The following is a 25,677-nucleotide window of genomic DNA, read 5'->3' as shown; positions in this document are numbered from 1 at the left end:
TATGAATATCATTCTGCTTCTGATTGGCCTGCTCAATCTGGGCCTCCTCATCTATCTCTTGCAACGGTCAGATGATACTAGACCGGCTTTACGAGAGATGCTGGAAGACCATGAGGATCATTTGACAGACCAGTTGGACTATCGTTTTGAAAAAGAAAGACAAGCAAGCCAGATTGCCAATCAGCAGTTAGAGATCGCCCTGACAGATCGCTTAACCGAGATGCGAGTGGAGATCCACCAGCAGACGACGGCTCTGCGCGCTGAGATGAACGAGCACTTTACTAAAAATCGGGACAAAACAGATGAGCGTATGCGCCAGATTCAAGAGTCCAATGAAGTGCGGCTAGAACAGATGCGCCAAACGGTAGAAGAAAAATTGGAGAAAACCTTGCAGCACCGCTTGCAGACCTCCTTTGAGACGGTTTCAAAACAATTGGAGTCGGTCAACAAAGGGTTGGGAGAAATGCAGACGGTGGCGAGGGATGTCGGAACCCTTAATAAAGTTCTCTCCAATACCAAGACGCGTGGGATTATGGGCGAATTGCAGCTGGGCCAAATCATTGAAGATATCTTGACTCCAGCCCAGTATGAGCGGGAGTTTGTCACCGTTCCCCAATCCAGTGAGCGCGTGGAATATGCCATTAAGCTTCCGGGGCAAGGAGAGGAACCAGTCTATCTACCGATTGACTCTAAATTCCCACTGGAAGACTACTATCGTCTGGAAGAAGCTTATGAATCAGGAGAGAAAGAGGAGATCGAGCGTTACCGCAAGGCCCTTCTTGCTAGTATCAAGCGTTTTGCTAAAGATATTCAACAAAAATACCTCTTTCCACCAGCGACGACTAATTTCGGAATTCTCTTTTTGCCAACTGAAGGCCTCTATTCCGAAGTGGTTCGCAATCCAGCATTCTTCGATCGCTTGCGTCGGGACGAACAAATTTTAGTGGCTGGTCCAAGCACGCTATCAGCCCTCTTGAACTCCTTGTCTGTTGGCTTTAAAACGCTTAACATCCAAAAGAGTGCAGACGATATTAGTAAAGTGTTGGGATCGGTCAAATCAGAATTCCACAAGTTTGGAGGGATTCTGGCCAAGACCCAGCGCCATTTAAAAAATGCTTCCAATAATATTGATGATTTGCTAACCAGACGGACTAGTGCCATCGAGCGGACACTCCGCCAAATCGAAAGCGATGAGGACCTGCTGGGACTAGATGTATATATAGAAGATGGAGAAGATGATGGTCAAAATTAGCCAAATGAAAAAAGATGAATTGTTCGAAGGATTCTATTTAATCAAGTCAGCAGAAGTGCGTCAAACGCGGGCCGGGAAAAACTACCTCGCCTTTGTCTTCCAGGATGAGACCGGTACGATCGAAGGCAAATTATGGGATGCCCAACCCCACAATGTAGAGAGCTTTACAGCTGGGCGCGTGGTCCATATGTCTGGACGTCGAGAAGTTTACAATAATACTCCGCAAGTCAACCAATTAAACATGCGCTTGCCCCAAGCAGGAGAGCCCAACAATCCAGCAGACTTTAAGGAAAAACCACCAGTAGATCCCAAAGAATTGCATGAATACTTGTCAAACATGATTTTCAAAATTGAAAATCCAGTCTGGCAACGGATTGTCCGTGCCCTCTATGGGAAATATGAGAAAGAATTTTATAGTTATCCAGCTGCTAAGACCAACCACCATGCCTTTGAAGCAGGCCTTGCTTATCATACGGCAACCATGGTCCGCTTGGCAGATAGTATCGGCGATATCTATCCTCAGTTGAATAAGAGCTTGCTCTTTGCAGGGATTATGTTACACGATTTGGCCAAAGTGATCGAGTTGACGGGACCTGAAAATACAGAATACACTGTTCGGGGCAACCTCATCGGCCACATTGCACTCATCGATGAAGAAATCACCAAGGTCTTGCAAGACTTGAAGATTGATGATCAAAAAGAAGAAGTCATCGTCCTTCGCCATGTGATCTTGAGTCACCATGGTTTGCTCGAATACGGTAGTCCTGTTCGTCCAAAGATCATGGAAGCAGAGATTATTCATATGATCGATAATTTGGATGCAGAAATGATGATGATGACAACAGCACTTGGCTTAATTGGTCCTGGCGAGATGACCAATAAAATCTTTGCTATGGAAAATCGTTCCTTCTATAAACCGAATCTCGACTAGTAAAAACAGAGATAAATACGGGAATGATTCTGCCAAAAATAAAATAATCAGGAAAAAACGGCCTTCTGTAAATCAGAATGTTCGTTTTTTTCGCTTCTTATGGTATAATGATAGAAAAAACTACATGGTGAGAAAATGAAATTAAGAAGAAGTGAACGGATGGTCGTGATTTCTAATTACTTGATCAACCATCCCTATGAATTGACTAGCCTCAATACGTTTGCGGAAAAGTATGAGTCTGCCAAGTCTTCCATCTCAGAAGATATCGTGATCATTAAGCGGGCGTTTGAAGAGATGGAAATCGGAAATATTGAGACCATTACAGGAGCTGGTGGAGGTGTTATCTTTACACCGTCTATCTCAGATCAAGAATCCAAAGAAATCGTCGAGGATCTTTGCAAGCAGCTGTCTGAAAGTGATCGTATCCTTCCTGGTGGCTACATTTACCTGTCTGATCTGTTGAGCAATCCAAAGATTTTGAATCGCATCGGCCGCATCATTGCCAAAGCCTTCCGAGATAAGAAGATTGATGCTGTCATGACCGTAGCGACCAAGGGAGTTCCTCTAGCCAATGCAGTAGCCAATGTCTTGAATGTTCCTTTTGTTATTGTCCGTCGTGATTTGAAAATCACAGAAGGGTCAACCGTTAGTGTCAACTATGTTTCAGGCTCAAGTGGGGATCGTATTGAGAAAATGTTCCTTTCAAAACGGAGCCTAAAAGCAGGAAGCCGGGTCTTGATTGTCGATGACTTCCTTAAAGGTGGCGGAACGATTAATGGAATGGTCAGTCTCTTGGCTGAATTCGATTCTGAATTAGCAGGAGTAGCTGTCTTTGCGGATAATGCTGCAACTGACCGGGAATTCTTTGAACACAAATCCTTATTGCGCGTGACCAACATCGATGTAAAAGAAAATAAATTGAGCGTCGAAGTTGGAAATATCTTTGATTAAGAGCAGCAAAGGAGGATCAAAAAGTGAAAAGAATTTTAGATCGATTTGATAATAGTCCTTTGTGGATTCGCTTGGTGACAGTTCTGTCTCTATCCTTTATTTTGGTAGCTGGTTTGTATACCGTTAAAAAGAATACGGCTGCCCAGGTAACGACAGAAATTCAACCTGCTAAAAAAACAGGTTCCCTTCCAGTGAAAAAGGAAACAAAGGAAGAAAAAGAAAAGAAGGAAGAAAAGAAAAATACAGAAGCTGCTGAAAAAGCAGTCGTTCAAATGGAAACAACGCCAAGTCAAGATTCTGTGAACGCTGCCCAAGCTGCTGTGAAGAAAGTCAAAGATGCGACTCAAAAGCAATCGCTTGAGGCCCGTATCCAATACATCGCTAACTATTATGGACTGGCCTATGAGAGTGATACTGCGACAACGCAGCAGACTCAAACAGACGCTAATGCCAACGCAAACGCTAATGCCAATGCTGGAGTAGCTGGAGCTAATGCGACAGTTCAATCACAACAGCAACAACAGTATGCTCCGGCTGCAGATGCAGGGGCAGAAGAACCTGCTCAAGCTGGTCAATAATGAACTTTTTCGATTTCTTTAAAAAATAAAAAAACATCTTGCAATCAAAGTGCCGTCATGTTATAATAATAGACGGTACTTTTTACTTTTGGTCTCTCAAGAGTGTACAGGGACGTGCTGACAAATGTTGCAAAAGTACACACAGATGGTAGCTGTCACCAAGTGTATCATCACCAAAAATAAAAAAATTCACAGGAGAATGTAGATGCCTACAATTAACCAATTGGTTCGCAAACCGCGTAAATCAAAAGTAGAAAAATCTAAATCACCAGCTTTGAACGTTGGTTACAACAGTCATAAAAAAGTTCAAACAAACGTTTCTTCACCACAAAAACGTGGTGTTGCAACTCGTGTTGGAACAATGACACCTAAGAAACCTAACTCAGCCCTTCGTAAATTCGCTCGTGTACGTTTGAGCAACTTGATCGAAGTTACTGCTTATATCCCAGGTATCGGACACAACTTGCAAGAACACAGCGTGGTTCTTCTTCGTGGTGGACGTGTAAAAGACCTTCCAGGGGTACGTTACCATATCGTCCGTGGAGCACTTGATACTGCAGGTGTAAACGATCGTAAACAAGGCCGTTCTAAATACGGTACTAAACGTCCAAAAGCATAAGGAAAGGGGATAAAGAGAAATGAGTCGTAAAAACCGTGCGCCTAAACGCGATGTATTGCCAGATCCGCTTTACAATTCACAATTAGTTACTCGTCTTATCAACCGCGTTATGCTTGATGGTAAACGTGGTACAGCTGCTTCAATCGTTTACGGAGCTTTCGAACAAATTAAAGAAGCTACTGGAAACGACGCTCTTGAAGTATTCGAAACAGCTATGGAAAACATCATGCCTGTACTTGAAGTACGTGCTCGCCGTGTCGGTGGTTCTAACTACCAAGTCCCAGTTGAAGTTCGTCCAGAACGTCGTACAACACTTGGACTTCGTTGGTTGGTAACAATCGCTCGTCAACGTGGTGAACACACAATGGTTGATCGTCTTGCAAAAGAAATCTTGGATGCAGCGAACAACACTGGTGCAGCTGTTAAGAAACGTGAAGATACTCACCGTATGGCTGAAGCTAACCGTGCATTCGCACACTTCCGCTGGTAAGAAAATGATACTAAGAGCGGCAAAGGCCCAAGGCAAAAATAGGAAACTGATGCAGTGTTCGATGAACACAAAGCAGTTTATCTTTTTTGCACCGGGCCTCGCTCGGGTTCAAATCAGTTAACTTGAGCTTTTAGCCCGAGTTCAATTAAGCTTCGTCAGCTCTTGAACCCAATTCAACTCTTCTTACAAGTTGGAACCAAAACTTAGCATGAAAACACTGAAAACGGGTAGGTCCTGCCTATCCGTTTTTATTAAATCATGTTATAATAGAATATAGAAATAAAAAATATAGGAGAAACAAACCTCATGGCACGCGAATTTTCACTTGAAAAAACTCGTAATATCGGTATCATGGCTCACGTCGATGCTGGTAAAACAACTACAACTGAGCGTATCCTTTACTACACTGGTAAGATTCATAAAATCGGTGAAACTCACGAAGGTGCGTCACAAATGGACTGGATGGAGCAAGAGCAAGAACGTGGTATCACCATCACATCTGCCGCTACAACAGCTCAATGGAAAGACACTCGTGTAAACATCATCGACACACCAGGACACGTGGACTTCACTATCGAAGTTCAACGTTCACTCCGCGTTTTGGACGGTGCTGTAACCGTTCTTGACTCACAATCAGGTGTTGAGCCTCAAACTGAAACAGTTTGGCGTCAAGCAACTGAATACGGAGTTCCACGTATCGTATTCGCTAACAAGATGGATAAAATCGGTGCTGACTTCCTTTACTCAGTAAGCACACTTCATGACCGTCTTCAAGCAAACGCTCACCCAATTCAATTGCCAATCGGTGCTGAAGATGACTTCCGCGGAATCATTGACTTGATCAAGATGAAAGCTGAAATCTATACGAACGACCTTGGTACAGATATCCTTGAAGAAGATATTCCAGCTGAATACCTTGAACAAGCTCAAGAATACCGTGAAAAATTGGTTGAAGCAGTTGCTGAAACTGATGAAGACTTGATGATGAAATACCTTGAAGGGGAAGAAATCACTAACGAAGAATTGAAAGCTGGTATCCGTAAAGCTACAATCAACGTTGAATTCTACCCAGTACTTTGTGGTTCTGCCTTCAAGAACAAAGGGGTTCAATTGATGTTGGATGCAGTCCTTGACTACCTTCCAAGCCCACTTGATATCCCTGCAATCAAGGGTGTAAACCCAGATACAGACGAAGAAGAAGAACGTCCAGCATCTGATGAAGAGCCATTTGCAGCTCTTGCCTTCAAGATCATGACTGACCCATTCGTAGGTCGTTTGACATTCTTCCGTGTTTACTCAGGTGTCTTGAACTCAGGTTCATACGTATTGAACACTTCTAAAGGTAAACGTGAACGTATCGGACGTATCCTTCAAATGCACGCCAACACTCGTAAAGAAATTGAAACAGTTTACTCTGGTGATATCGCTGCTGCCGTTGGTTTGAAAGATACAACAACTGGTGACTCATTGACAGATGAAAAAGCAAAAATCATCCTTGAATCAATCGAAGTTCCAGAACCAGTTATCCAATTGATGGTTGAGCCTAAATCTAAAGCAGACCAAGACAAGATGGGTATCGCCCTTCAAAAATTGGCTGAAGAAGATCCAACATTCCGCGTTGAAACAAACCCTGAAACTGGTGAAACAGTTATCTCTGGTATGGGTGAGTTGCACTTGGATGTCCTTGTTGACCGTATGAAACGTGAATTCAAGGTTGAAGCTAACGTTGGTGCTCCTCAAGTATCTTACCGTGAAACATTCCGCGCTTCTACACAAGCACGTGGATTCTTCAAACGTCAATCTGGTGGTAAAGGTCAGTTTGGTGATGTTTGGATCGAATTTACTCCAAACGAAGAAGGTAAAGGATTCGAGTTCGAAAATGCGATCGTCGGTGGTGTGGTTCCACGTGAATTCATCCCTGCAGTAGAAAAAGGACTTCAAGAATCTATGGCGAACGGTGTTCTTGCTGGTTACCCAATGGTTGACGTAAAAGCTAAGCTTTACGATGGTTCATACCACGATGTCGACTCATCTGAAACTGCCTTCAAGATCGCTGCATCTCTTGCGCTTAAAGAAGCTGCTAAGACTGCACAACCAGCTATCCTTGAACCAATGATGCTTGTAACTATCACAGTTCCTGAAGAAAACCTTGGGGATGTTATGGGGCACGTAACTGCTCGTCGTGGACGTGTAGATGGTATGGAAGCACACGGTGCAAGCCAAATCGTTCGTGCTTATGTACCACTTGCTGAAATGTTCGGTTACGCTACTGTTCTTCGTTCTGCAACTCAAGGACGTGGTACTTTCATGATGGTATTTGACCACTACGAAGATGTACCAAAATCAGTACAAGAAGAAATCATTAAAAAAGCTAAAGGTGAAGCTTAATTTACCAATGCTTAAAAACTCTTCCCATTTCGGGAAGAGTTTTTGTTTGTTCCAAAAGTGAATACAAGTAAAAAAGTGCTCCTCCTAGCAATCAAGACTTTGTGAAAAACTTTAATAAAAGAGGCACTGATCTATGATAAATCTTGCTTTTCGTTGGGAAATAGTTGCTTTTTAATGCAATAAAGTATATAATAGAGACTGTTAAAAGATGTTTGGCGCTGTGTCAAGTTACTCTTTTCACAAAAAAATTTTTTGATTTTCATAAGGAGGAAATCACGAATGGTAGTTAAAGTTGGTATTAACGGTTTCGGTCGTATCGGACGTCTTGCTTTCCGTCGTATCCAAAACGTAGAAGGTGTTGAAGTTACACGCATCAACGACCTTACAGATCCAGTTATGCTTGCACACTTGTTGAAATACGATACAACTCAAGGTCGTTTCGACGGTACTGTGGAAGTTAAAGAAGGTGGATTCGAAGTTAACGGTAAATTCGTTAAAGTTTCTGCTGAACGCGATCCAGAACAAATCGACTGGGCTAACGACGGTGTAGAAATCGTTCTTGAAGCAACTGGTTTCTTTGCTACTAAAGCTGCAGCTGAAAAACACTTGCATGCTGGTGGTGCTAAGAAAGTTGTTATCACTGCTCCTGGTGGATCAGATGTTAAAACAGTCGTATTTAACACTAACCACGATATTCTTGATGGTACTGAAACAGTTATCTCAGGTGCTTCATGTACTACAAACTGCTTGGCTCCAATGGCTAAAGCTCTTCAAGATAACTTCGGTGTTGTTGAAGGATTGATGACTACTATCCACGCTTACACTGGTGACCAAATGATCCTTGACGGTCCACACCGTAAAGGTGACCTTCGTCGTGCACGCGCTGGTGCTGCTAACATCGTTCCTAACTCAACTGGTGCTGCTAAAGCAATCGGTTTGGTTATCCCTGAATTGAACGGTAAATTGGACGGAGCTGCACAACGTGTTCCTGTTCCAACTGGATCAGTTACTGAATTGGTAGTTGTTCTTGAAAAGAACGTTACTGTTGATGAAGTGAACGCAGCTATGAAAGCAGCTTCAAACGAATCATACGGTTACACTGAAGATCCAATCGTTTCTTCAGACGTTGTAGGTATGTCTTACGGATCATTGTTTGACGCAACTCAAACTAAAGTTATTGACGTTGACGGTAAACAATTGGTTAAAGTTGTTTCATGGTATGACAACGAAATGTCTTACACTGCACAACTTGTTCGTACTCTTGAATACTTCGCAAAAATTGCTAAATAATTCATGCGTATGATGAGAGGAGGGAAACCTCCTCTTTTTTTGTACTTTTTTTAGGGCTTTCTCATCATATTATAGGAATTGATAAAATAGATTGACAGTGCTAAATAGATTAGGGTATCCTATTCTTGATTGGAGATTTCTAATACAACGAAATGAAAGCGATTACAGGTCGTGGAGAAAGGAGACAATGGAAATCGCTCAAGAAAAAGAAAAAAACCATACAAGGAGGTCAAGATGAAAGGTCATCTATTTGAAAAGAAAGAACGATTTAGTATACGAAAATTCAGTGTGGGAGTTTGCTCCGCATTGATTGGGTTAGCATTTTTAGGAACAGGCGCTGTCTCTGCAGATGAGACGGTTTCTACTAGTGAACAACCCTTGGAAAGCTCTTCAGCAACGACCGATGATGTCAATCATTTGGTGAGAGAAGCTGGCGTCTATACTGCAGATGCAGCGCTTCCTACAGCTGATCCTGTAAAACCAGCTACAGCAGAAGTGGTCACTCCAGAGTCTAGTCCTACAAGTACAGAAGCTAGCTCGACGACTGCAGATCATCCAGCTGTTTCAGAGACTGAAAAACCGAAAGCTGCTGCAGAAAAAGTGGCTGATTTACCAACCAATGAAGAAAAACAATTAAGACCCAAAGAAGTTAAGTTCGATACTTGGGACGATCTCTTGAAGTGGGAACCAGGAAAACGAGTGGATGACGATATGAACAGAGCAAGCGTCCCACTTGCGAGTCGTTTTCAAGGGAAACAAATTAATGAACAAGCCAACCCTGAAGCGAAGATCCAAGCACTGTCAAACATGAACTCCAAAGCCAAGGATCATGCGTCTGTCGGTGGGGAAGAATCTAAGGCCTATGCTTTTGATTACTGGCAATATTTGGATTCCATGGTCTTTTGGGAAGGGCTGGTTCCATCAGCAGATGTGATCGATGCTGCCCACCGAAATGGGGTTCCTATTTATGGAACAATCTTTTATAACTGGTCTAGCAGCATCAAGGATCAAGAACATTTTGCAGAAACTTTGAAAGAAGATAGTGAGGGGTCTAAGACCTTCCCGATCGCGCGTAAATTAGTCGAACTTGCCAAGTACTATGGCTTTGATGGTTACTTTATCAACCAAGAAACAACCGGAAATCTTGTAGAACCATTGGGTCCAAAATTGAGAGATTTTCTTCTTTATACCAAGGAATATGCGAAGAGTCTGAACTATCCGATTAAGTATTCTTGGTATGATGCTATGACCTATGAATATGGCCGTTACCATGAGAATGCGCTGGGAGAATACAACTACAATTTCATGCAGCCAGAAAATGGGGAAAATCCAGTTGATACCTTCTTTGCCAACTTTAACTGGGGCAAATCAGAAGTTGATTATTCCATCAGCACAGCTAAATGGATTCATCGGAATCCTTATGATGTTCTAGCTGGACTCGAGCTCCAAAAAGGAGGCTCTTATAAAACTAATGTAGACTGGAATGCCATTTTAGATGAACATGGCAAGCTGCGTCTATCTCTTGGTCTTTATGCACCTGACACCATTACAGGGCTAGGAAAGACGGGAGAAGGTTACCATACCCATGAAGATCTATTCTGGACAGGTTTCCAAGGAGATCCGACTAAAGGAAAACCAGCAGACCAATCTTGGTACGGTATGTCCAATCTAGTAGTGGACAAAACTCCTATTACAAGTGAAGATTTCAATACTTCCTTCAATACTGGTCACGGAAAACACTGGTTTGTGGATGGCAAGATTTCTAAAGAAGGGGAGTGGAACTACCGTTCTGTTTCTGGCTACCTTCCAACATGGCGTTGGTGGGTAGAGCATAGTGAAGATAGTACACCATTGAAAGGTCGCTATGATTTTGATCAAGCCTACAATGGAGGAAATTCTCTAGCCTTTGAAGGAGATTTAAAAGCCAATAGCAGTCAAAATGTCATGCTCTATTCGACCAAGATTCCTGTGACAGAAACGACAAAATTGAGCGTCAGTCATAAAGGTGGGATCGGAGCAGCCGCCTGGGTAGCTGTTGCCACCAAAGAAGACTACTCTGAATACGAATGGAAAGAATTGACACCGAGTGCGGATTGGTCTACTCAAACCTTTGATTTGGGAAGTTTGGCTGGCAAGACCATTTATGCTGTGAAGATGTTCTTTGACCATGATACGGATGTTAAAGACTACAAATTTAATCTCGGCCAATTGTCGATTACTTCAAACCAAGAGAAACCAGCGACTCCAGCAGAAGTATCCGTTCGAGCAAAACGCCTACAAAATGCGCAAGAAGCAGAAGCAGTCCTCAATTTTAAAGGGGTAGCAGATGCGGATTATTATGAAGTCTATGAAAAAGATGGCGATAACTGGCGTCTCTTAACAGGGTCTTCTGCGACAACCGTCTATCTACCAAAAGTTAGCCGTTCAGCAAGTGCTGAAGGAACCACTCAGGAACTCAAGGTTGTGGCAGTTGGGAAGAACGGTCAACGTTCAGATGCGGGAACTGTAGCCTTTGATTGGGGCATGACCGTGTCAGATACCAGTCTACCAAAAGCTTTAGCGCCAAACGTAGTCATTGGAGCCAAAGTGATCGGTTCGAGCTTCCCAGATGCGGATGGTAGTGAAGGCATTGAAGGCATGTTAAATGGGACCATTACCAGTCTTTCAGATAAATGGTCTTCTGCTCAATTGAGTGGAACCGTCGATATCCGCTTGACACAACCTCGGACCATTGTTCGTTGGGTCATGGACCATGCCGGTGCTGGTGGGGAATCTGTCGACGATGGCAAGATGAACACCCGTGACTTCGACCTTTACTACAAGGACGAAGCCGGTGAGTGGAAATTAGCCAAGGAAGTTCGTGGCAATAAAGCCCATGTATCTGACATTACACTTGATCATCCGATCAAGGCTCAAGACTGGCGTCTCCATGTCATTACGGCAGATAACGGAACTCCATGGCAAGCCATCCGGATTTACAACTGGAAGATGTATGAAAGTCTGGATACGGAAACGGTCAACATCCCGATGAAACATGCTGCAGCGCAAAATCTGGGTAATCATTTTGTCCAAGTCGGCTTCAAAGATGTTCCAGCTAATACTACTCTGACTCTTTATGCCGATAAAGAAGCTACTAATCCAATTGCGACCATGACAGCCGATCAAGCTGGAAATCTGATCTTTAAACCACTGGCTTTTGAATCAACCCCATCTCTTCTCTACTATCGTGCGCAAGAACCTGGCAAAGATATCAGTAATGTTCTAGCAATTGAAGTTCCAAAAAATGATAAAGAAATTGCGGGACTTCAATTTGAAGATGGCTTGACCAAGAAGGTCTACCGGGAAGGCGATGCCCTTTCCTTGAAAGGGGCGACTCTTCGCGTTCATTATAAAGATGGCCAAGCAGATCAACTGGTCAACCTCACCAACTCAGGTGTAGAGATTCATGGATTTGACAGTAGCAAGCTGGGAGAACAACACCTAGAAGTCTCTTACCTTGGTCAGAAATTGGATAAGACCCTCACTGTTTTTGTGGTCAGTGCAGAAGAAGCAGGTGAAAAAGCAGTTGCTGGTCTAGAATTGACCGACAAACCAAAAGTGGAATATATTGTCGGAGAATCATTGGAAAAAGAAGGTGGACGCTTTACAGTCGTCTTTGAAGATGAAACGACCGAAACGCATGCCTTGACAGATGAAGGTGTGGAAGTGACTGGCTTTGATACGACCAAGGAAGGTCGTCAAACCATCACTGTCCATTACAAAGGAGCTAGCACAAGCTTTGATGTCCTCGTCAATCCAAAACCAGCTCTCAACGATGAATACCTCAAGCAAAAATTGGCTGAAGCTGAAGCTGCAAAAGCCAAAGTAGACTTTACTTTTGCGACTCCTGAAGTCAAAGAAGCCTTGCTGGCTGGAATGGCTGCTTCTGAAAAAGTCTTGAAAGAGCATGATACCAGCACACAAGATCAAGTCAATGAGCAGTTGAACCAATTGACCGCTCTCTTGAAAGCCTTGGATGGTCAAGCCAATCTAACAAAAGAAAAAGAAGCTCTCTCTGCTCTGACAACAGAAGCGACTGCTCTATTAGCAAGCAAGCCAAATCACCCTTCTGGTGAAGCTTTGCAGGCACTGGTTGAGAAAAATAAAGAGCTCCTAGCTTCTTCAGAGCTCACTCCTGAAGCGCTTGAAACAGCTAAGACAGGTCTAGAGACCTTGATTGCGCTCCTGAAAGAAGATAAGCCAGCGGTCTTTGTAGACCCTGCAACTGGAGTCGAAGTTCAATTCTCCAACTTAGAGCCAACCGTTGTCAAAGGACTGAAAGTCGCAAAAGTTGAAGCCAATCAGGCAGAAAAAGAAGAGCTGAAGGGTCGAGAAGGAATCGTCTTTGATATTGAAGGCGTGGATGCCAGCGGTCAAGATATTGATACCCACCATCCATCCTTTGTGAAAATCCCTGTGGATAAGGATAAAGAAGTGGAGCAAGTTCTCTTCTTCCCAGAAGGTCAAGCTCCTCAATCCTTGGCCTTTGAGAGAGTAGGAGATGTAGTCATCTTTACAGCTCCTCACTTTACTCACTATGCGATTGTCTATAAACCAGCACAAACGGAAGGACCAGATCAACCGATCCAACCAGAGGAACCGGCTAAACCTGATCAGCCTGTTCAACCAGCTCAACCAAATCAACCAGTCCAACCAGCTGCCCCAGTAACTCCGGATCCAGCTAATCCATTGAAGCCTACAGAGTCTTCTCAAGTGGATCAGTTGGCCCCAACGACTTCTACTCAAGCGGGTCATCAGGAGGAAGAACACAAGGATATGGTCGATCAAGAGATCCATCAGTTGTTAAGTGCCCACCAAGGAGCGAACTCACAGCCAACGGTTCAGCAAGAAACAAAAGATGCAAGCAAAGAAAGTCAATCGGAACACTTGCCAAATACGGCAAGCCTAGAAGCTTCCTTTGCAGCTGAAGCTGTTCTCTTAGCGGCCTTAGGCGGCTTCCTCTTGGCTGGTAAGAAGAAAGAAGAGTAAGTCTTTTACAGGATTCTTTCGTTCACTTAAAAAGTCACTCTCAAAAAACCTCTCTGGTGAAAACCAGAGAGGTTTGATCTTGTATTTAGAAGTGTCGTTCGGATCCTGTGAATTAGAGGGGAAAAGCATTGGATTTTTCTACCTCTTTTACAGCTTTTGTGATATAATTATCATGTATTAAAAAAAGAAGGAGTCATATCTAATGGCAAAATTGACTGTTAAAGACGTTGACTTGAAAGGGAAAAAAGTTCTCGTTCGTGTTGACTTCAACGTTCCTGTAAAAGACGGCGTGATCACTAACGATAACCGTATCACTGCAGCTCTTCCAACTATCAAGTACATCCTTGAACAAGGTGGACGTGCAATCCTCTTCTCTCACCTTGGACGTGTAAAAGAAGAAGCAGATAAAGAAGGTAAATCACTTGCTCCTGTAGCTGCTGACTTGGCTGCTAAATTGGGTCAAGAAGTGAAATTTATCCCAGGTGTTACACGTGGTGCTGAATTGGAAGCAGCTGTTAACGCTCTTGAAGATGGACAAGTTCTCTTGGTTGAAAACACTCGTTTCGAAGATGTTGACGGCAAGAAAGAATCTAAAAACGATCCTGAACTTGGTAAATACTGGGCATCACTTGGAGATGGTATCTTCGTAAACGATGCATTCGGTACTGCTCACCGTGCACACGCATCTAACGTTGGTATCTCTGCAAACGTTGATAAAGCTGTTGCTGGATTCCTTCTTGAAAACGAAATTGCTTATATCAAAGAAGCAGTTGAAGCTCCAGAACGTCCATTCGTAGCTATCCTTGGTGGATCTAAAGTATCTGACAAGATCGGTGTTATCGAAAACTTGCTTGAAAAAGCTGATAAAGTCCTTATCGGTGGTGGGATGACTTACACATTCTACAAAGCACAAGGTATCGAAATCGGTAACTCACTTGTAGAAGAAGACAAATTGGATGTTGCGAAAGCTCTTCTTGAAAAATCAAACGGCAAATTGATCTTGCCAGTTGACTCAAAAGAAGCAAACGCATTTGCTGACTACACTGAAGTGAAAGACACTGAAGGTGAAGCAGTAGATCCAGGATTCCTTGGTCTTGATATCGGTCCTAAATCAATCGCTAAATTCGACCAAGAATTGACTGGTGCGAAAACAGTTGTATGGAACGGACCTATGGGTGTATTTGAAAACCCTGACTTCCAAGCTGGTACAATCGGTGTGATGGACGCTATCGTGAAACAACCAGGCGTTAAATCAATCATCGGTGGTGGTGACTCAGCTGCTGCTGCGATCAACCTTGGCCGTGCAGACAAATTCTCATGGATCTCTACTGGTGGTGGTGCTTCTATGGAACTCCTTGAAGGTAAAGAACTTCCAGGATTGGCTGCTCTTACAGACAAATAATCTAAATAGAATGAAAGAGGCTGGGACACAAGTCCTAGCCTCTCAATTATTTTTAGATTGTCGAGCAAGACGCAGTGGTTGAGTAGGTGGGACGACGAAATCGAATTCTAACGAATTACCGATTTCTGTCCCACTCTCTTTTTTCTTTCTATTGATATCTGTTCTCTCCTTTCTGAAAATATGGTAGAATAATAGAAATAGAAAGATAGGTGACCATGGATTACTTTAAACGACACAAATTTGATTGGTCCAAATTCCGTTTGGGGATGAGAACCTTTAAAACAGGGATTGCCGTTTTTATTGTACTACTTATTTTTGGAATATTTGGCTGGCGAGGCCTTCAGATCGGGACGTTGACAGCTGTTTTTAGTTTGAGGGAAGACTTTGATAAGAGTGTCCACTTCGGGGCTTCGCGTGTCATGGGCAACAGTATCGGAGGTTTTTATGCCGTATTGTTCTTCCTTTTAAAAACGCTCTTTCATGGGGCGTATTGGGTGACTCTGATTTTTGTACCTATTGCGACCATGTTAACCATTATGACAAATGTCGCTATGAATAATAAAGCAGGAATTATCGGAGGAGTTTCGGCAATGCTGATCATTACCCTTTCGATTCCTAACGGAGAAACCTTCTTGTATGTTTTTGCCCGAATATTTGAGACCTTTATTGGCGTTTTCGTTGCGATTTTGGTCAATTCGGATGTGGATCGCATTCGCGATTTTCTCAAGAAACACAAAAAAACTATGTAAGATTATATAACATTTAATCTTGACATAGATTTTTTTTTCGATATAATAGAATAGAAAGAGGAATGGTATGAAGGAAAAGGAATTACGACGCTCGCTGGCAGTCTTTCCGATTGGAAGTGTTATGAAGCTGACTGACTTGACAGCTCGCCAGATTCGTTATTATGAAGATCAGGGATTGATTTCTCCTGATCGGACAGAAGGCAATCGCCGCATGTATTCGTTGGACGATATGGACCGCCTGCTTGAGATCAAAGATTATATCTCAGATGGCTTCAATATTGCGGATATTAAGAAGAAATATGCGGAAAAAGAGCAAGAGCAAACCAAGGTTGTCAGTCAAGAAGAGATCCGTAAGGCTCTTCATCGTGACATTCTTCAGCAAAGTCGCTTCACATCTTCCCCATCGCCATATGGTCAATTTCGTTGATCATTTCATAAGCTTGTAATCTATTTTAAGGAGACAAAAATGTCAATTACTGCTGCAGATATTCGCCGTGAAGTAAAAGAAAAAAATGTTACTTTTATTCGCTTGATGTTCTCTGATATTTTGGGAACCATGAAGAACGTCGAAATTCCAGCTACCGATGAGCAACTGGACAAGGTTCTTTCAAACAAAGCCATGTTTGATGGTTCTTCTATCGAAGGATTTGTCCGTATCAACGAGTCAGACATGTATCTTTACCCAGATTTAGATACATGGACAGTTTTCCCTTGGGGAGATGAAAATGGTAGCGTAGCTGGCTTGATCTGTGATGTCTATACGACAGAAGGGGAACCATTTGCAGGAGACCCACGTGGCAACTTGAAACGTGCCCTTCGTCATATGGAAAAACTTGGATTCAAATCCTTTAACCTTGGACCAGAACCAGAATTCTTCCTCTTTAAGTTGGACGAAAATGGAGATCCAACTCTTGAAGTAAATGACAAAGGTGGCTATTTTGACTTGGCTCCAACAGACCTTGCAGATAACACTCGTCGTGAAATCGTAAATGTCTTGACCAAGATGGGTTTTGAAGTAGAAGCTAGCCACCACGAAGTAGCCGTTGGTCAGCATGAAATTGACTTTAAGTATGACGAAGTTCTCCGCGCTTGTGATAAGATTCAAATCTTCAAGCTTGTCGTGAAAACCATTGCCCGTAAACACGGTTTGTATGCAACCTTTATGGCCAAACCAAAATTTGGAATTGCCGGATCAGGTATGCACTGTAATATGTCTCTCTTTGACCAGGATGGCAACAATGCCTTCTTTGATCCAGAAGATCCACGTGGAATGCAATTGTCAGAAACTGCTTATCACTTCTTGGGTGGTTTGATCAAGCATGCCTACAATTTTACAGCTGTGACCAATCCAACCGTCAACTCTTATAAACGTTTGGTTCCTGGATATGAAGCACCTGTTTATATCGCTTGGGCAGGTCGCAACCGTTCTCCATTGGTACGTGTGCCAGCATCACGTGGTATGGGAACTCGTTTAGAATTACGTTCCGTAGACCCAATGGCCAATCCTTATGTAGCTTTGGCAGTCTTGCTTGAAGTCGGCCTTCACGGTATTGAAAATAAAATCGAAGCACCTGCTCCGATCGAAGAAAATATCTATGTGATGACACCGGAAGAACGTAGAGCAGCTGGAATCACAGATCTCCCTTCTACTCTTCACAATGCCTTGAAAGCCTTGACAGAAGACGAAGTGGTGAAAGCTGCCTTGGGTGAACACATCTACACCAGCTTCCTCGAAGCCAAACGAATCGAATGGGCAAGCTATGCGACCTTCGTATCCCAATGGGAAGTAGACAACTATTTAGATCTTTATTAAGAAACAAGAGTAAAGAGGCTAGGACAAAAGTCCTAGCCTCTCAATTATTTTTGGATTGTCGAGCAAGACGCAGTGGTTGAGTGGGCTCTACTACGCTGATTTCATCAGCTTTTACAGCCCTACTCAACTGTGCGGAGGTGGGACGACGAAATCGAATTCTAACGAATTACCGATTTCTGTCCCACTCTCTTTTTGATCCTCAAAAAGTCATCATAAAACCAGTTGAAACAGTGGTTTCAACTGGTTGTTTTTTAATTTTCGTCATCTGGTGTGAGAATCATTGGGATAATGATAGGTTCACGTTCCGTGCTCTCGTATAAGAATGGGCGAAGGGCATTGACAATCGCACCATTGACGGTTTGGATATTGGCATCTTTGTTCTTCAAGGCGATACGAATAGCATTGAAGAGAATGCGTTGGCTTTCACGGATCAGGTCTCCTGATTCACGCATGTAGATGAAACCACGGCTCAAGATATCTGGTCCTGCCAGAATCATCTTCGATTTGAAGTCAACAGTCGCAACAGCAAGCACGACACCGTCTTCGGAAAGGTCTCTCCGGTCACGAAGAACAGCAGCTCCGATTTCGCCGATGCGATTTCCATCGACATAGATGTCTTGGGCATTAAAGCTTCCTGCAATACGAGCAGAGTTGGCTGTAAGGGCGAGGACATCACCGTTACTCATGATGAAGATATTGTCTTTTTCTACTCCGCAATCACGAGCAAGTCCGGCGTGGATCTTCTGCATCCGGTATTCACCATGGACAGGCATGAAGTATTTTGGTTTGATCAAGCGGAGCATGAGTTTTTGTTCTTGTTGCCCCCCGTGTCCAGAGGTATGGATGTTGTTGATCTTCCCGTGAATGACATCGACACCCGCTTCAGAAATCGTATTGATCAATTTGTTCACACTGGTTGTATTTCCAGGAATCGGGCTAGAAGAGAAGATAACGGTATCTCCTGGTTGGAGTTGCACTTGGCGGTGTGTTCCGTTGGCAATCCGAGAGAGGGCTGCCATTGGCTCTCCTTGGCTTCCTGTACACATGATCAGGATTTCATTGGCCGCATAGTCTTTGATCTCATTTGGCTCGATAATGGTTCCAGCAGGGACCTTGATGTAGCCAAGCTCGATTCCATTGACGATGGCTTTTTCCATGGAGCGTCCAAAGACGACGATCTTGCGACCTGTCTTGACAGCGGCCTCAGCGGCCTGTTGGAGACGGAAGATATTCGAGGCAAAGGAAGCAAAGATGATGCGCCCATGGATGCCTTCGATGATCTTCATGATGGATTGGCCTACCACTTTTTCAGAGTTGGTAAAGGTTGGAATTTCCGCGTTGGTTGAGTCTGAGAGCAGACAGAGAACGCCTTCTTCTCCAAGAGCTGCCATACGATGGAGGTCAGCCGGTTCCCCAACGGGCGTGAAGTCAAATTTGAAGTCTCCGGTACAGACAATCTTTCCTTGGGGGGTGTGAATCACAATCCCTAAAGGTTCTGGAATAGAGTGGGTCGTACGGAAGAAGGTTGCTTTAAGATTTTTAAATTGAAGCTCAGTGTTTTGGTTGATTTCGTAGAGTTTGGCATCGCGAAGAAGGCCATGCTCTTCTAATTTTCCACGGATCAAGGCAAGCGCTAAAGGTCCAGCATAGATAGGGACATTGGCTTGCTTCAAAAGGAAAGGAAGCCCACCGATGTGGTCTTCGTGTCCGTGGGTAATGAGGACCGCTTTGACACGATCAATATTGTCAACGATATAAGAGTAATCAGGGATCACATAGTCGATCCCAAGGAGGTCGTCTTCTGGAAATTTGATTCCGGCATCGACAATGATGATTTCATCTTGGTACTCGATCCCGTAGGTATTTTTCCCGATTTCTCCAAGTCCACCAATGGCAAATACACCAACTTCTTCAGGTTTTAAGGTATAGGCCATGGATTAGTACTCCGTTAGTTCAAAGGCACCTGACTCTTTCTCGTAAGCAAGGTGTTGCTCAGAAAGTGGTGTGATAAATTCAATGTTGAAATCTGTGTTTGCTTCAACCAATTGACGAGCTTGGATGCGTCCTTCGCGTTCATTTGGTGCATCAATATCGAGATAAAGTGCATGCGTCGTTTCACGACGAGGGTTCCGTTCTTTTGTTTCCTGATAAAAAACTTTGTAAATCATGAAGTAATTTTCCTTTCATTATTTCGGTCTATTTGTTAGCTGCGAAGGAGTGCAATCACTAGAGTTTTCTACTCGCAACTAGTTGACCTGATTCGATACAATTAATTATCATTATATCATAAATTCGCCTGTAAGTAAAAGATAGACTGGAAAAGTCAGAGAGGCAAAGACCTATAATAGAGAAGCTTTTGAGAGGTTTTGGATATGAAAATCCTGCACTCTAAGGGAAAGTTTCGCTGGGATTTGAAGGGAATTTGTAGTATAATATAATCCAGTTCAAGAGGAGTAGGAAATGAAATTATTAGCATTTGATACCTCGAGTAAGGCTCTTTCTGTAGCGATTTTAGAAGATGAGACTCTACTTGCAGAAACAACTTTAACCATTAAAAAGAATCATAGTATCACCTTGATGCCGGTCATCGATTTTTTGATGCAACAAATCGACTTGACACCCAAGGACTTGGACCGCATCGTGGTGGCAGAAGGTCCTGGGAGCTATACTGGGCTGCGCATTGCAGTCGCAACCGCAAAGACCTTGGCTCATACTTTAGGGATTGAATTGGTCGGGGTTTCAAGCCTCTTAGCCCTAGTGCCGGATGATCTAGAAGGTTTGGTAGTACCTGTCATGGATGCCCGTCGGAACAACGTCTATGCGGGTTTTTACCAAGGAGATCAGCTGGTCGCGCCAGAAGGGCATTTTCCATTTGAGGAAGTCCTAGAGCGTGCAGCAACGAGTGAGCAGGTCACCTTTGTCGGAGAGGTCACGGCTTTTAAGGAGCAGATTGCCTCTAGCCTGCCAAGGGCTACTTGCTCTGAAACACTGCCAGATGCAGTGAAAATCGGACGTCTCGGCCTCAAACAAGTACCTGCTAGCCTCCATGATTTTGTCCCCAATTATCTCAAACGGGTCGAAGCGGAGGAAAACTGGCTCAAAGACCACACGGAAACAACGACCTCCTACATCAAGCGTCTATGATCAAAGTAGAAATCAAAAAGGGGCGAATTCAGGATGCAGCCGCTATTCTCTCTGTGATGGAAGATGTCTATGAAGCTAGTCCCTGGAAGTTGGAGCAGATCGAAGCCGATTTAGAGCAGGAATCGATCTCCTATTTCCTAGCTGTGGATGAGGGACAAGTCCTTGGGTTTGTCGCCATTCAAGATACTCTCTATGAAGCAGAGGTTTTGCAGATTGCGGTCAAGCGCGCCTTTCAGGGCCGAGGCCTAGCTCAGCAGTTACTCGCGCAGTTGCCGGACCAAAAAGAGATTTTCTTAGAAGTGCGCGTGTCCAATCAACCGGCCCAAGGCCTATACAAAAAAATGCATTTTGAAGAAATTGCACGGAGGAAAAACTACTATCACGATCCGATAGAGGATGCCGTGATCATGAAGAGGAACCCAAATGAAAGATAGATATATTTTGGCTTTTGAGACATCGTGTGATGAGACCAGCGTGGCTGTCTTGAAAAATGACGACCAACTCTTATCCAATGTCATTGCCAGTCAAATCGAAAGTCACAAGCGTTTTGGTGGAGTAGTGCCTGAGGTAGCCTCTCGTCACCATGTGGAAGTCATCACGGCATGTATTGAAGAAGCCCTAGAAGAAGCCGGCATCACAGAAGACGAGGTCACTGCTGTAGCCGTTACTTACGGCCCAGGCCTGGTTGGGGCTCTTTTAGTCGGCTTGGCTGCAGCTAAGGCCTTTGCCTGGGTGCACGGCCTTCCTTTGATTCCTGTCAATCATATGGCGGGGCACTTGATGGCCGCTCAAAGCGTCGAGCCCTTAGAATTTCCGCTCTTAGCCTTGCTGGTGAGTGGAGGACATACCGAGTTGGTCTATGTCAGTGAAGCGGGGGATTATAAGATCGTCGGAGAGACCCGTGATGACGCTGTAGGAGAGGCTTATGACAAGGTCGGGCGCGTGATGGGCTTGACCTATCCAGCAGGACGTGAGATTGATCAGCTAGCCCACCAAGGGGCTGATATTTATGATTTCCCACGGGCCATGATCAAAGAAGACAATCTGGAATTTTCTTTTTCAGGGCTCAAATCGGCCTTTATCAATCTGCACCACAATGCCCAGCAAAAAGGGGAAAGTCTCTCTAATGCGGACCTGTCAGCGAGTTTCCAAGCAGCCGTCTTAGACATTCTCATGGCCAAGACCAAGAAGGCTTTGGAGAAATATCCAGTCAAGACTCTAGTCGTTGCGGGTGGGGTCGCAGCCAACCAAGGTCTCCGTGAACGCTTGGCTTCTGACATCACGGATGTTAAGGTCATCATTCCGCCTCTGCGTCTCTGCGGGGACAATGCAGGGATGATTGCCTATGCTAGCGTTAGTGAATGGAACAAAGAAAACTTCGCAGGCTGGGACCTCAATGCCAAACCAAGCTTGGCCTTTGAAGGAATTGAATAAGAAAAAGGAGCCAATTGGATGTGCAAGGTCCAATGGCTTTTTTGCTGGAATCTCACCAACTAGTAGCGGATTTGCGAGGTGAAAGAAAATTCGGTATGATAGAAGGAATGAAACTGAGGTGGAAGAGAGGAACGAGCGCATGTTAAAGTTACCGAATCGAGTCAAAAAACTAATCTTTGGCATGATTGGCCTAGGCTTTGTATTGAGTTTGTCTTATATGACTTATATCTCTATTTATATAAAACCATATACGTTTATTGATTTGAAAGAAAAAATTGTCGATTATGATTTTATTGAAAATGGGAAGGTAATTGTTACAAAATGGGATTATTCAAATAAACTCGATTATTATATGACAAAGAATAATGGGGGCGTTTTACGATCTTATCCAATTGTTGGGAAAACGAAAATTGTTAAAGAATACCACAAACTAAAGGATATTAATTATATTAAACATAATATTCCGGATGGGAAAGAGTATTGGGGTATTACTATATACAATATAAAAAATAAGAAATTAACTCCTAAGGATTATGATCTTTTTAAAATAACTCGTGAATACAACAAATCATATGTACCAGATAGAATTGACAATGTTATCTATATTAGTAAGGGTAAAGAATTATTGGATATCTACTTTAAAAGTTCCAAGGATCATTATAAGAAGGAAATTATTAAATCCATTGATTTACAATCAGGGAAGGTAATTGATCAAGGTGATGCAACCGAAAAAGAAGTTGTGAATGATTCAACCAACTATATTTCATTTTTACCTATTCATGAGCAGTTAACAATGGCTGATCGTAGAATCTCATTAGATAAAACCAAAAAATTTCCTGAATCCGATGCTGTAATGTTTGATAAGTACCCAAATACTAAAGATTTATTTTCCGAAAATCATTCTATGATAGGGATTTTGGTAGATAGACCTAGTGTGGATACGAACATTCCAATTCTTCAACTTTTAGTGAGTCAAAAAACGAATTTATTTAAAAATGTTACAATACCAGCAGAGTATTCTATAGATGGTCAAGAACATGAGATTCATTCCTATGATGAGTTTAAACAATACTACAACGGACAAGGTGGGGAATTGGCTGAGTAAAGCTTATTCTGGAAGAACGGGAGTCGAAGGAAGCTGAGTTTGACTGCTTTACATGGTCTAGGATGCTATGTTGAAAGTATATAGGAAGTAAATAGAATGTTAGAATATAAAGAAACAAGTATTTTCTGTCACCAACTGGTAGAGTACGATGGCAAAAAATTTCTGTTAGATGCTAGTACCATGAAGCCTAAGCTCTATTATTGGGGGTTGCCAACGGAAGCTATCACTGTTGAGATGATGGAAGTAGATAAAAAAGTTGAAATTCCAGGCACACCCATCAATAAAATAAATGGGGGGACAGCAGCTATCATAGTCCAGCCATTTGTTGGAGTGGTTTATAGTCTCTTAAAAAAGCGATTCAGTGAGTATGCTATTAGTCAGCAAATTTTTCTAAAGATAGTCTTATTTGTGGTTGCCATGCTTATATCTTTTGTGCTCTTTCGATTTTCTATAGAAAAGGCTCGTAAAAAGGTTAAGAATCTATTTCCTACAGCAAGGAAGAGATATAGGGTGACTTTCAAGCCGATAGCAGAAAGAAAGCAAATTTTTGATGCCCCCCTATTAAATGTTGTCTTACTGGCCTGTTTAGCTATGTATTTATTTAATAATAATGGTCAAGAAGGGATCTTTTTAGTGATAGGCGGTATTCTTACAGCTTTTTTATTGACCTTCGAATTTGGTAAAGTTCCAGTTCTTTTAGGAGCTAAAACAGGGAATTTAAGTCTTGATAGTGTAGAAGAGATCATCATTGAAAAAAGTAACTAGAATAGAATGGACAAGAATAAAAGAGTAGAAATCATGAAAAAAACAATCGTTTTGTTAGTGGCGCTTCTATCATTAACAGCATGCGCCCAGTCTCGACAGGAATCAAAAGATTCTTCGCCGAGCAAAACGGAGCAGACTTCAAAAGAATCCTCGTCTGTTATAAATGAAAAAGGCTTGCAATTTGTGGTGGGACCACAGTATGAAGGAACAGAATCAAATGTAATTGAACTAGGGAAGAAATTAACCAAGGAACATCCAGAACTTGGAAATCAAGGAAGCCTATCGATCAACTATACTGGCGCAACTTTCTCGTCCAACCAACAAGAATATGCCGTTTTTCTATTGATTAACAAAGCTGGATTTCAAATTGATAAGGATTTTGAATTTTCATTGAGTTGGAAATATGATGGGCAATTAATTTATCAACATCAACGGATTGGCTATAAAATTAGTGACAGTGGAACATTGCCTGATCAATCTGCCACGATTTTGACCTTGCCAATATCCAGCGAGCAAAAACAAATTGTCGAGAGCATGACACAAGAAGAAAAGATGTCATTAGAAATGTCGGATTTAAAAGTGAATCAGTAGGGGAGAGATAGAAATATATCGAGGGCTTATCCATTCTCTCTCATTGGTCCTTTTTCAAGCTTTTTTCTTGTGTTATAATAGAGCTCAATGATTCAGAAAGGAGTGAGAGAGTGGAAAAAGATTTTTGGCAGGGGGTGAGGGATGCACTGCCGACAGCTCTAGGCTATATCAGTATCGGCCTGGCTTGCGGTGTGGTGGCGTCTCCCTATCTTTCTCCTTTGGAGATGGCCTTGATGAGTATTCTAGTCTATGCTGGGGCGGCTCAGTTTGCGATGATCTCTCTGATTGCGGCCCACTCTTCGATCTTGAATATGGCCTTGACCGTGTGTTTGATCAATCTCCGGAATATGTTGATGAGTCTGCATACGTCCTCTGATTTTAAGGATGCGAGTCTCGCTCATACCATTGGGATTGGAAGCCTCTTGACCGATGAGAGTTATGGGGTTTACTTGAGTGAGAAGTTAAAGACGGATACTATTACAGTTCCTTGGATGCATGGGAACAATCTAGTAGGCTATGTAGCCTGGATCGGTGCGACGGTTATCGGAACAGCTCTGGGATCTCTCCTACCAGATCCAAAGGCTTTTGGGCTTGATTTTGCCTTAGTGGCTATGTTTATTGGGATTTTTGCAGCCCAGTTTCAAGGTATGCAACTGACAGAAAAGACCAAGACCATGCTAATGGTGCTCTTAGCAGTAGCAGTGAGTTTCTTTCTCTTCCTCTTTTTTGTTTCGCAACCGCTAGCAGTGCTAGCTGCGACCTTGATCGGCTGTTTTGTGGGGGTGGTCTGTGATGCGTGTGAATAGTTCTATCTTCATGACCATTCTGGCCTCAGCCCTCGTTACCTGGATTCCTCGGATCTTACCCTTCCTCTTAGTTAAATACAAGGGACTGCCGGCTCCTGTGACCCGCTTTCTCAAATACCTGCCCATTTCCATTATCTTTGCCTTGGTTTTATCGAGTTTAGTAGAGGGGAAAATGGGAAGTCTCCCGCAGTTCCACTGGTTGGACCTCATGGTGACCATTCCTAGCTTCTTTGTAGCCTTTCGTTACAAAAACCTTATGGGAACCGTTTTGTTTGGAATTGTCTTGATCGCTCTATTACGATTGACATTTTAAATGCAAAAATATGTTACAAAAAAATTAC

23 protein-coding genes are annotated in these 25,677 nt (G+C 43.0%); 21 read left to right on the top strand and 2 right to left on the bottom strand.

Annotated elements, in window-relative coordinates; genetic code table 11:
• Position 1: 1 nt before the first annotated feature.
• The 13 genes from HMPREF2685_RS09900 to glnA all read left to right on the top strand — a co-directional run bounded on the left by HMPREF2685_RS09900 (position 2) and on the right by glnA (position 17,491).
• Positions 2-1,252: a DNA recombination protein RmuC gene (locus tag HMPREF2685_RS09900; RefSeq protein ID WP_049506568.1), complete on the top strand. Its 1,251-nt coding sequence runs from the start codon at positions 2-4 to the stop codon at positions 1,250-1,252.
• Positions 1,239-2,183, top strand: coding sequence for a 3'-5' exoribonuclease YhaM family protein (locus tag HMPREF2685_RS09895; RefSeq protein WP_021153975.1), 945 nt, complete (start codon positions 1,239-1,241; stop codon positions 2,181-2,183). Before HMPREF2685_RS09900 ends, HMPREF2685_RS09895 begins: the two co-directional genes overlap by 14 nt.
• Positions 2,184-2,318: 135 nt before the next feature.
• The gene (purR, locus tag HMPREF2685_RS09890) at positions 2,319-3,134 is read left to right on the top strand and encodes a pur operon repressor (protein WP_003012466.1); all 816 of its coding nucleotides are present in this window, start codon (positions 2,319-2,321) and stop codon (positions 3,132-3,134) included.
• A gap of 23 nt (positions 3,135-3,157) precedes the next feature.
• Complete coding sequence (locus HMPREF2685_RS09885; protein ID WP_070466645.1) at positions 3,158-3,712, top strand: hypothetical protein; 555 nt, start codon at positions 3,158-3,160, stop codon at positions 3,710-3,712.
• Between the two features lie 205 nt (positions 3,713-3,917).
• The gene (gene rpsL / locus HMPREF2685_RS09880) at positions 3,918-4,331 is read left to right on the top strand and encodes a 30S ribosomal protein S12 (protein ID WP_001142332.1); all 414 of its coding nucleotides are present in this window, start codon (positions 3,918-3,920) and stop codon (positions 4,329-4,331) included.
• Positions 4,332-4,350: 19 nt separating this feature from the next.
• A complete protein-coding gene (gene rpsG / locus HMPREF2685_RS09875; protein WP_003003105.1) occupies positions 4,351-4,821 on the top strand; it encodes a 30S ribosomal protein S7 in 471 nt (156 codons plus the stop codon).
• A gap of 306 nt (positions 4,822-5,127) precedes the next feature.
• Positions 5,128-7,209 (top strand): elongation factor G, encoded by a 2,082-nt coding sequence (gene fusA / locus HMPREF2685_RS09870; protein WP_003003071.1) that lies wholly within the window; start codon positions 5,128-5,130, stop codon positions 7,207-7,209.
• A gap of 279 nt (positions 7,210-7,488) precedes the next feature.
• Positions 7,489-8,499 (top strand): type I glyceraldehyde-3-phosphate dehydrogenase, encoded by a 1,011-nt coding sequence (gap, locus tag HMPREF2685_RS09865; RefSeq protein WP_070466643.1) that lies wholly within the window; start codon positions 7,489-7,491, stop codon positions 8,497-8,499.
• 234 nt (positions 8,500-8,733) lie between these two features.
• A complete protein-coding gene (locus HMPREF2685_RS09860) occupies positions 8,734-13,527 on the top strand; it encodes an endo-beta-N-acetylglucosaminidase (RefSeq protein ID WP_070466641.1) in 4,794 nt (1,597 codons plus the stop codon).
• A 202-nt stretch (positions 13,528-13,729) separates the two neighbouring features.
• Complete coding sequence (locus tag HMPREF2685_RS09855; protein ID WP_003008876.1) at positions 13,730-14,929, top strand: phosphoglycerate kinase; 1,200 nt, start codon at positions 13,730-13,732, stop codon at positions 14,927-14,929.
• Between the two features lie 215 nt (positions 14,930-15,144).
• On the top strand, positions 15,145-15,678 hold the full coding sequence (locus tag HMPREF2685_RS09850) for an FUSC family protein (RefSeq protein WP_070466639.1): 534 nt from the start codon (positions 15,145-15,147) through the stop codon (positions 15,676-15,678).
• A gap of 67 nt (positions 15,679-15,745) precedes the next feature.
• The gene (locus HMPREF2685_RS09845) at positions 15,746-16,105 is read left to right on the top strand and encodes a MerR family transcriptional regulator (protein ID WP_003008872.1); all 360 of its coding nucleotides are present in this window, start codon (positions 15,746-15,748) and stop codon (positions 16,103-16,105) included.
• A 39-nt stretch (positions 16,106-16,144) separates the two neighbouring features.
• A complete protein-coding gene (glnA, locus tag HMPREF2685_RS09840; protein WP_023919214.1) occupies positions 16,145-17,491 on the top strand; it encodes a type I glutamate--ammonia ligase in 1,347 nt (448 codons plus the stop codon).
• A gap of 251 nt (positions 17,492-17,742) precedes the next feature.
• On the opposite strand, the gene rnjA is transcribed toward glnA, so the two are convergent.
• Positions 17,743-19,425, bottom strand: coding sequence for a ribonuclease J1 (rnjA, locus tag HMPREF2685_RS09835; protein WP_070466637.1), 1,683 nt, complete (start codon positions 19,423-19,425; stop codon positions 17,743-17,745).
• Between the two features lie 3 nt (positions 19,426-19,428).
• Complete coding sequence (locus tag HMPREF2685_RS09830) at positions 19,429-19,659, bottom strand: DNA-directed RNA polymerase subunit epsilon (RefSeq protein WP_021153967.1); 231 nt, start codon at positions 19,657-19,659, stop codon at positions 19,429-19,431.
• A 292-nt stretch (positions 19,660-19,951) separates the two neighbouring features.
• On the opposite strand from HMPREF2685_RS09830, the gene tsaB reads away from it, so the two are divergent.
• The 8 genes from tsaB (at position 19,952) to HMPREF2685_RS09790 (ending at position 25,649) form a co-directional block, all read left to right on the top strand.
• Positions 19,952-20,635 carry a tRNA (adenosine(37)-N6)-threonylcarbamoyltransferase complex dimerization subunit type 1 TsaB gene (gene tsaB / locus HMPREF2685_RS09825; RefSeq protein WP_070466635.1) on the top strand — a complete coding sequence of 228 codons (684 nt, stop codon included), beginning with the start codon at positions 19,952-19,954 and terminating at the stop codon, positions 20,633-20,635.
• Positions 20,632-21,069 carry a ribosomal protein S18-alanine N-acetyltransferase gene (rimI, locus tag HMPREF2685_RS09820; RefSeq protein ID WP_023919208.1) on the top strand — a complete coding sequence of 146 codons (438 nt, stop codon included), beginning with the start codon at positions 20,632-20,634 and terminating at the stop codon, positions 21,067-21,069. The genes tsaB and rimI overlap by 4 nt, the downstream gene beginning before the upstream one ends.
• Positions 21,059-22,069, top strand: coding sequence for a tRNA (adenosine(37)-N6)-threonylcarbamoyltransferase complex transferase subunit TsaD (gene tsaD / locus HMPREF2685_RS09815; RefSeq protein ID WP_023919206.1), 1,011 nt, complete (start codon positions 21,059-21,061; stop codon positions 22,067-22,069). Before rimI ends, tsaD begins: the two co-directional genes overlap by 11 nt.
• 139 nt (positions 22,070-22,208) lie before the next feature.
• Positions 22,209-23,174, top strand: a complete 966-nt coding sequence (locus HMPREF2685_RS09810) for a hypothetical protein (RefSeq protein WP_070466633.1) — start codon at positions 22,209-22,211, stop codon at positions 23,172-23,174.
• A 96-nt stretch (positions 23,175-23,270) separates the two neighbouring features.
• The gene (locus tag HMPREF2685_RS09805) at positions 23,271-23,939 is read left to right on the top strand and encodes a DUF443 domain-containing protein (RefSeq protein ID WP_070466632.1); all 669 of its coding nucleotides are present in this window, start codon (positions 23,271-23,273) and stop codon (positions 23,937-23,939) included.
• A 33-nt stretch (positions 23,940-23,972) separates the two neighbouring features.
• Positions 23,973-24,530 (top strand): membrane lipoprotein lipid attachment site-containing protein, encoded by a 558-nt coding sequence (locus tag HMPREF2685_RS09800; RefSeq protein WP_261710650.1) that lies wholly within the window; start codon positions 23,973-23,975, stop codon positions 24,528-24,530.
• 110 nt (positions 24,531-24,640) lie between these two features.
• The gene (locus HMPREF2685_RS09795; RefSeq protein WP_070466628.1) at positions 24,641-25,336 is read left to right on the top strand and encodes an AzlC family ABC transporter permease; all 696 of its coding nucleotides are present in this window, start codon (positions 24,641-24,643) and stop codon (positions 25,334-25,336) included.
• Complete coding sequence (locus HMPREF2685_RS09790) at positions 25,323-25,649, top strand: AzlD domain-containing protein (protein WP_371609001.1); 327 nt, start codon at positions 25,323-25,325, stop codon at positions 25,647-25,649. Before HMPREF2685_RS09795 ends, HMPREF2685_RS09790 begins: the two co-directional genes overlap by 14 nt.
• Positions 25,650-25,677: the final 28 nt, after the last annotated feature.

The sequence above is a fragment of the Streptococcus sp. HMSC074F05 genome, assembly GCF_001808725.1.
GTDB classification, from domain to species: Bacteria; Bacillota; Bacilli; order Lactobacillales; family Streptococcaceae; genus Streptococcus; species Streptococcus parasanguinis_I.
This window is presented reverse-complemented; position numbering and strand designations above follow the sequence as displayed.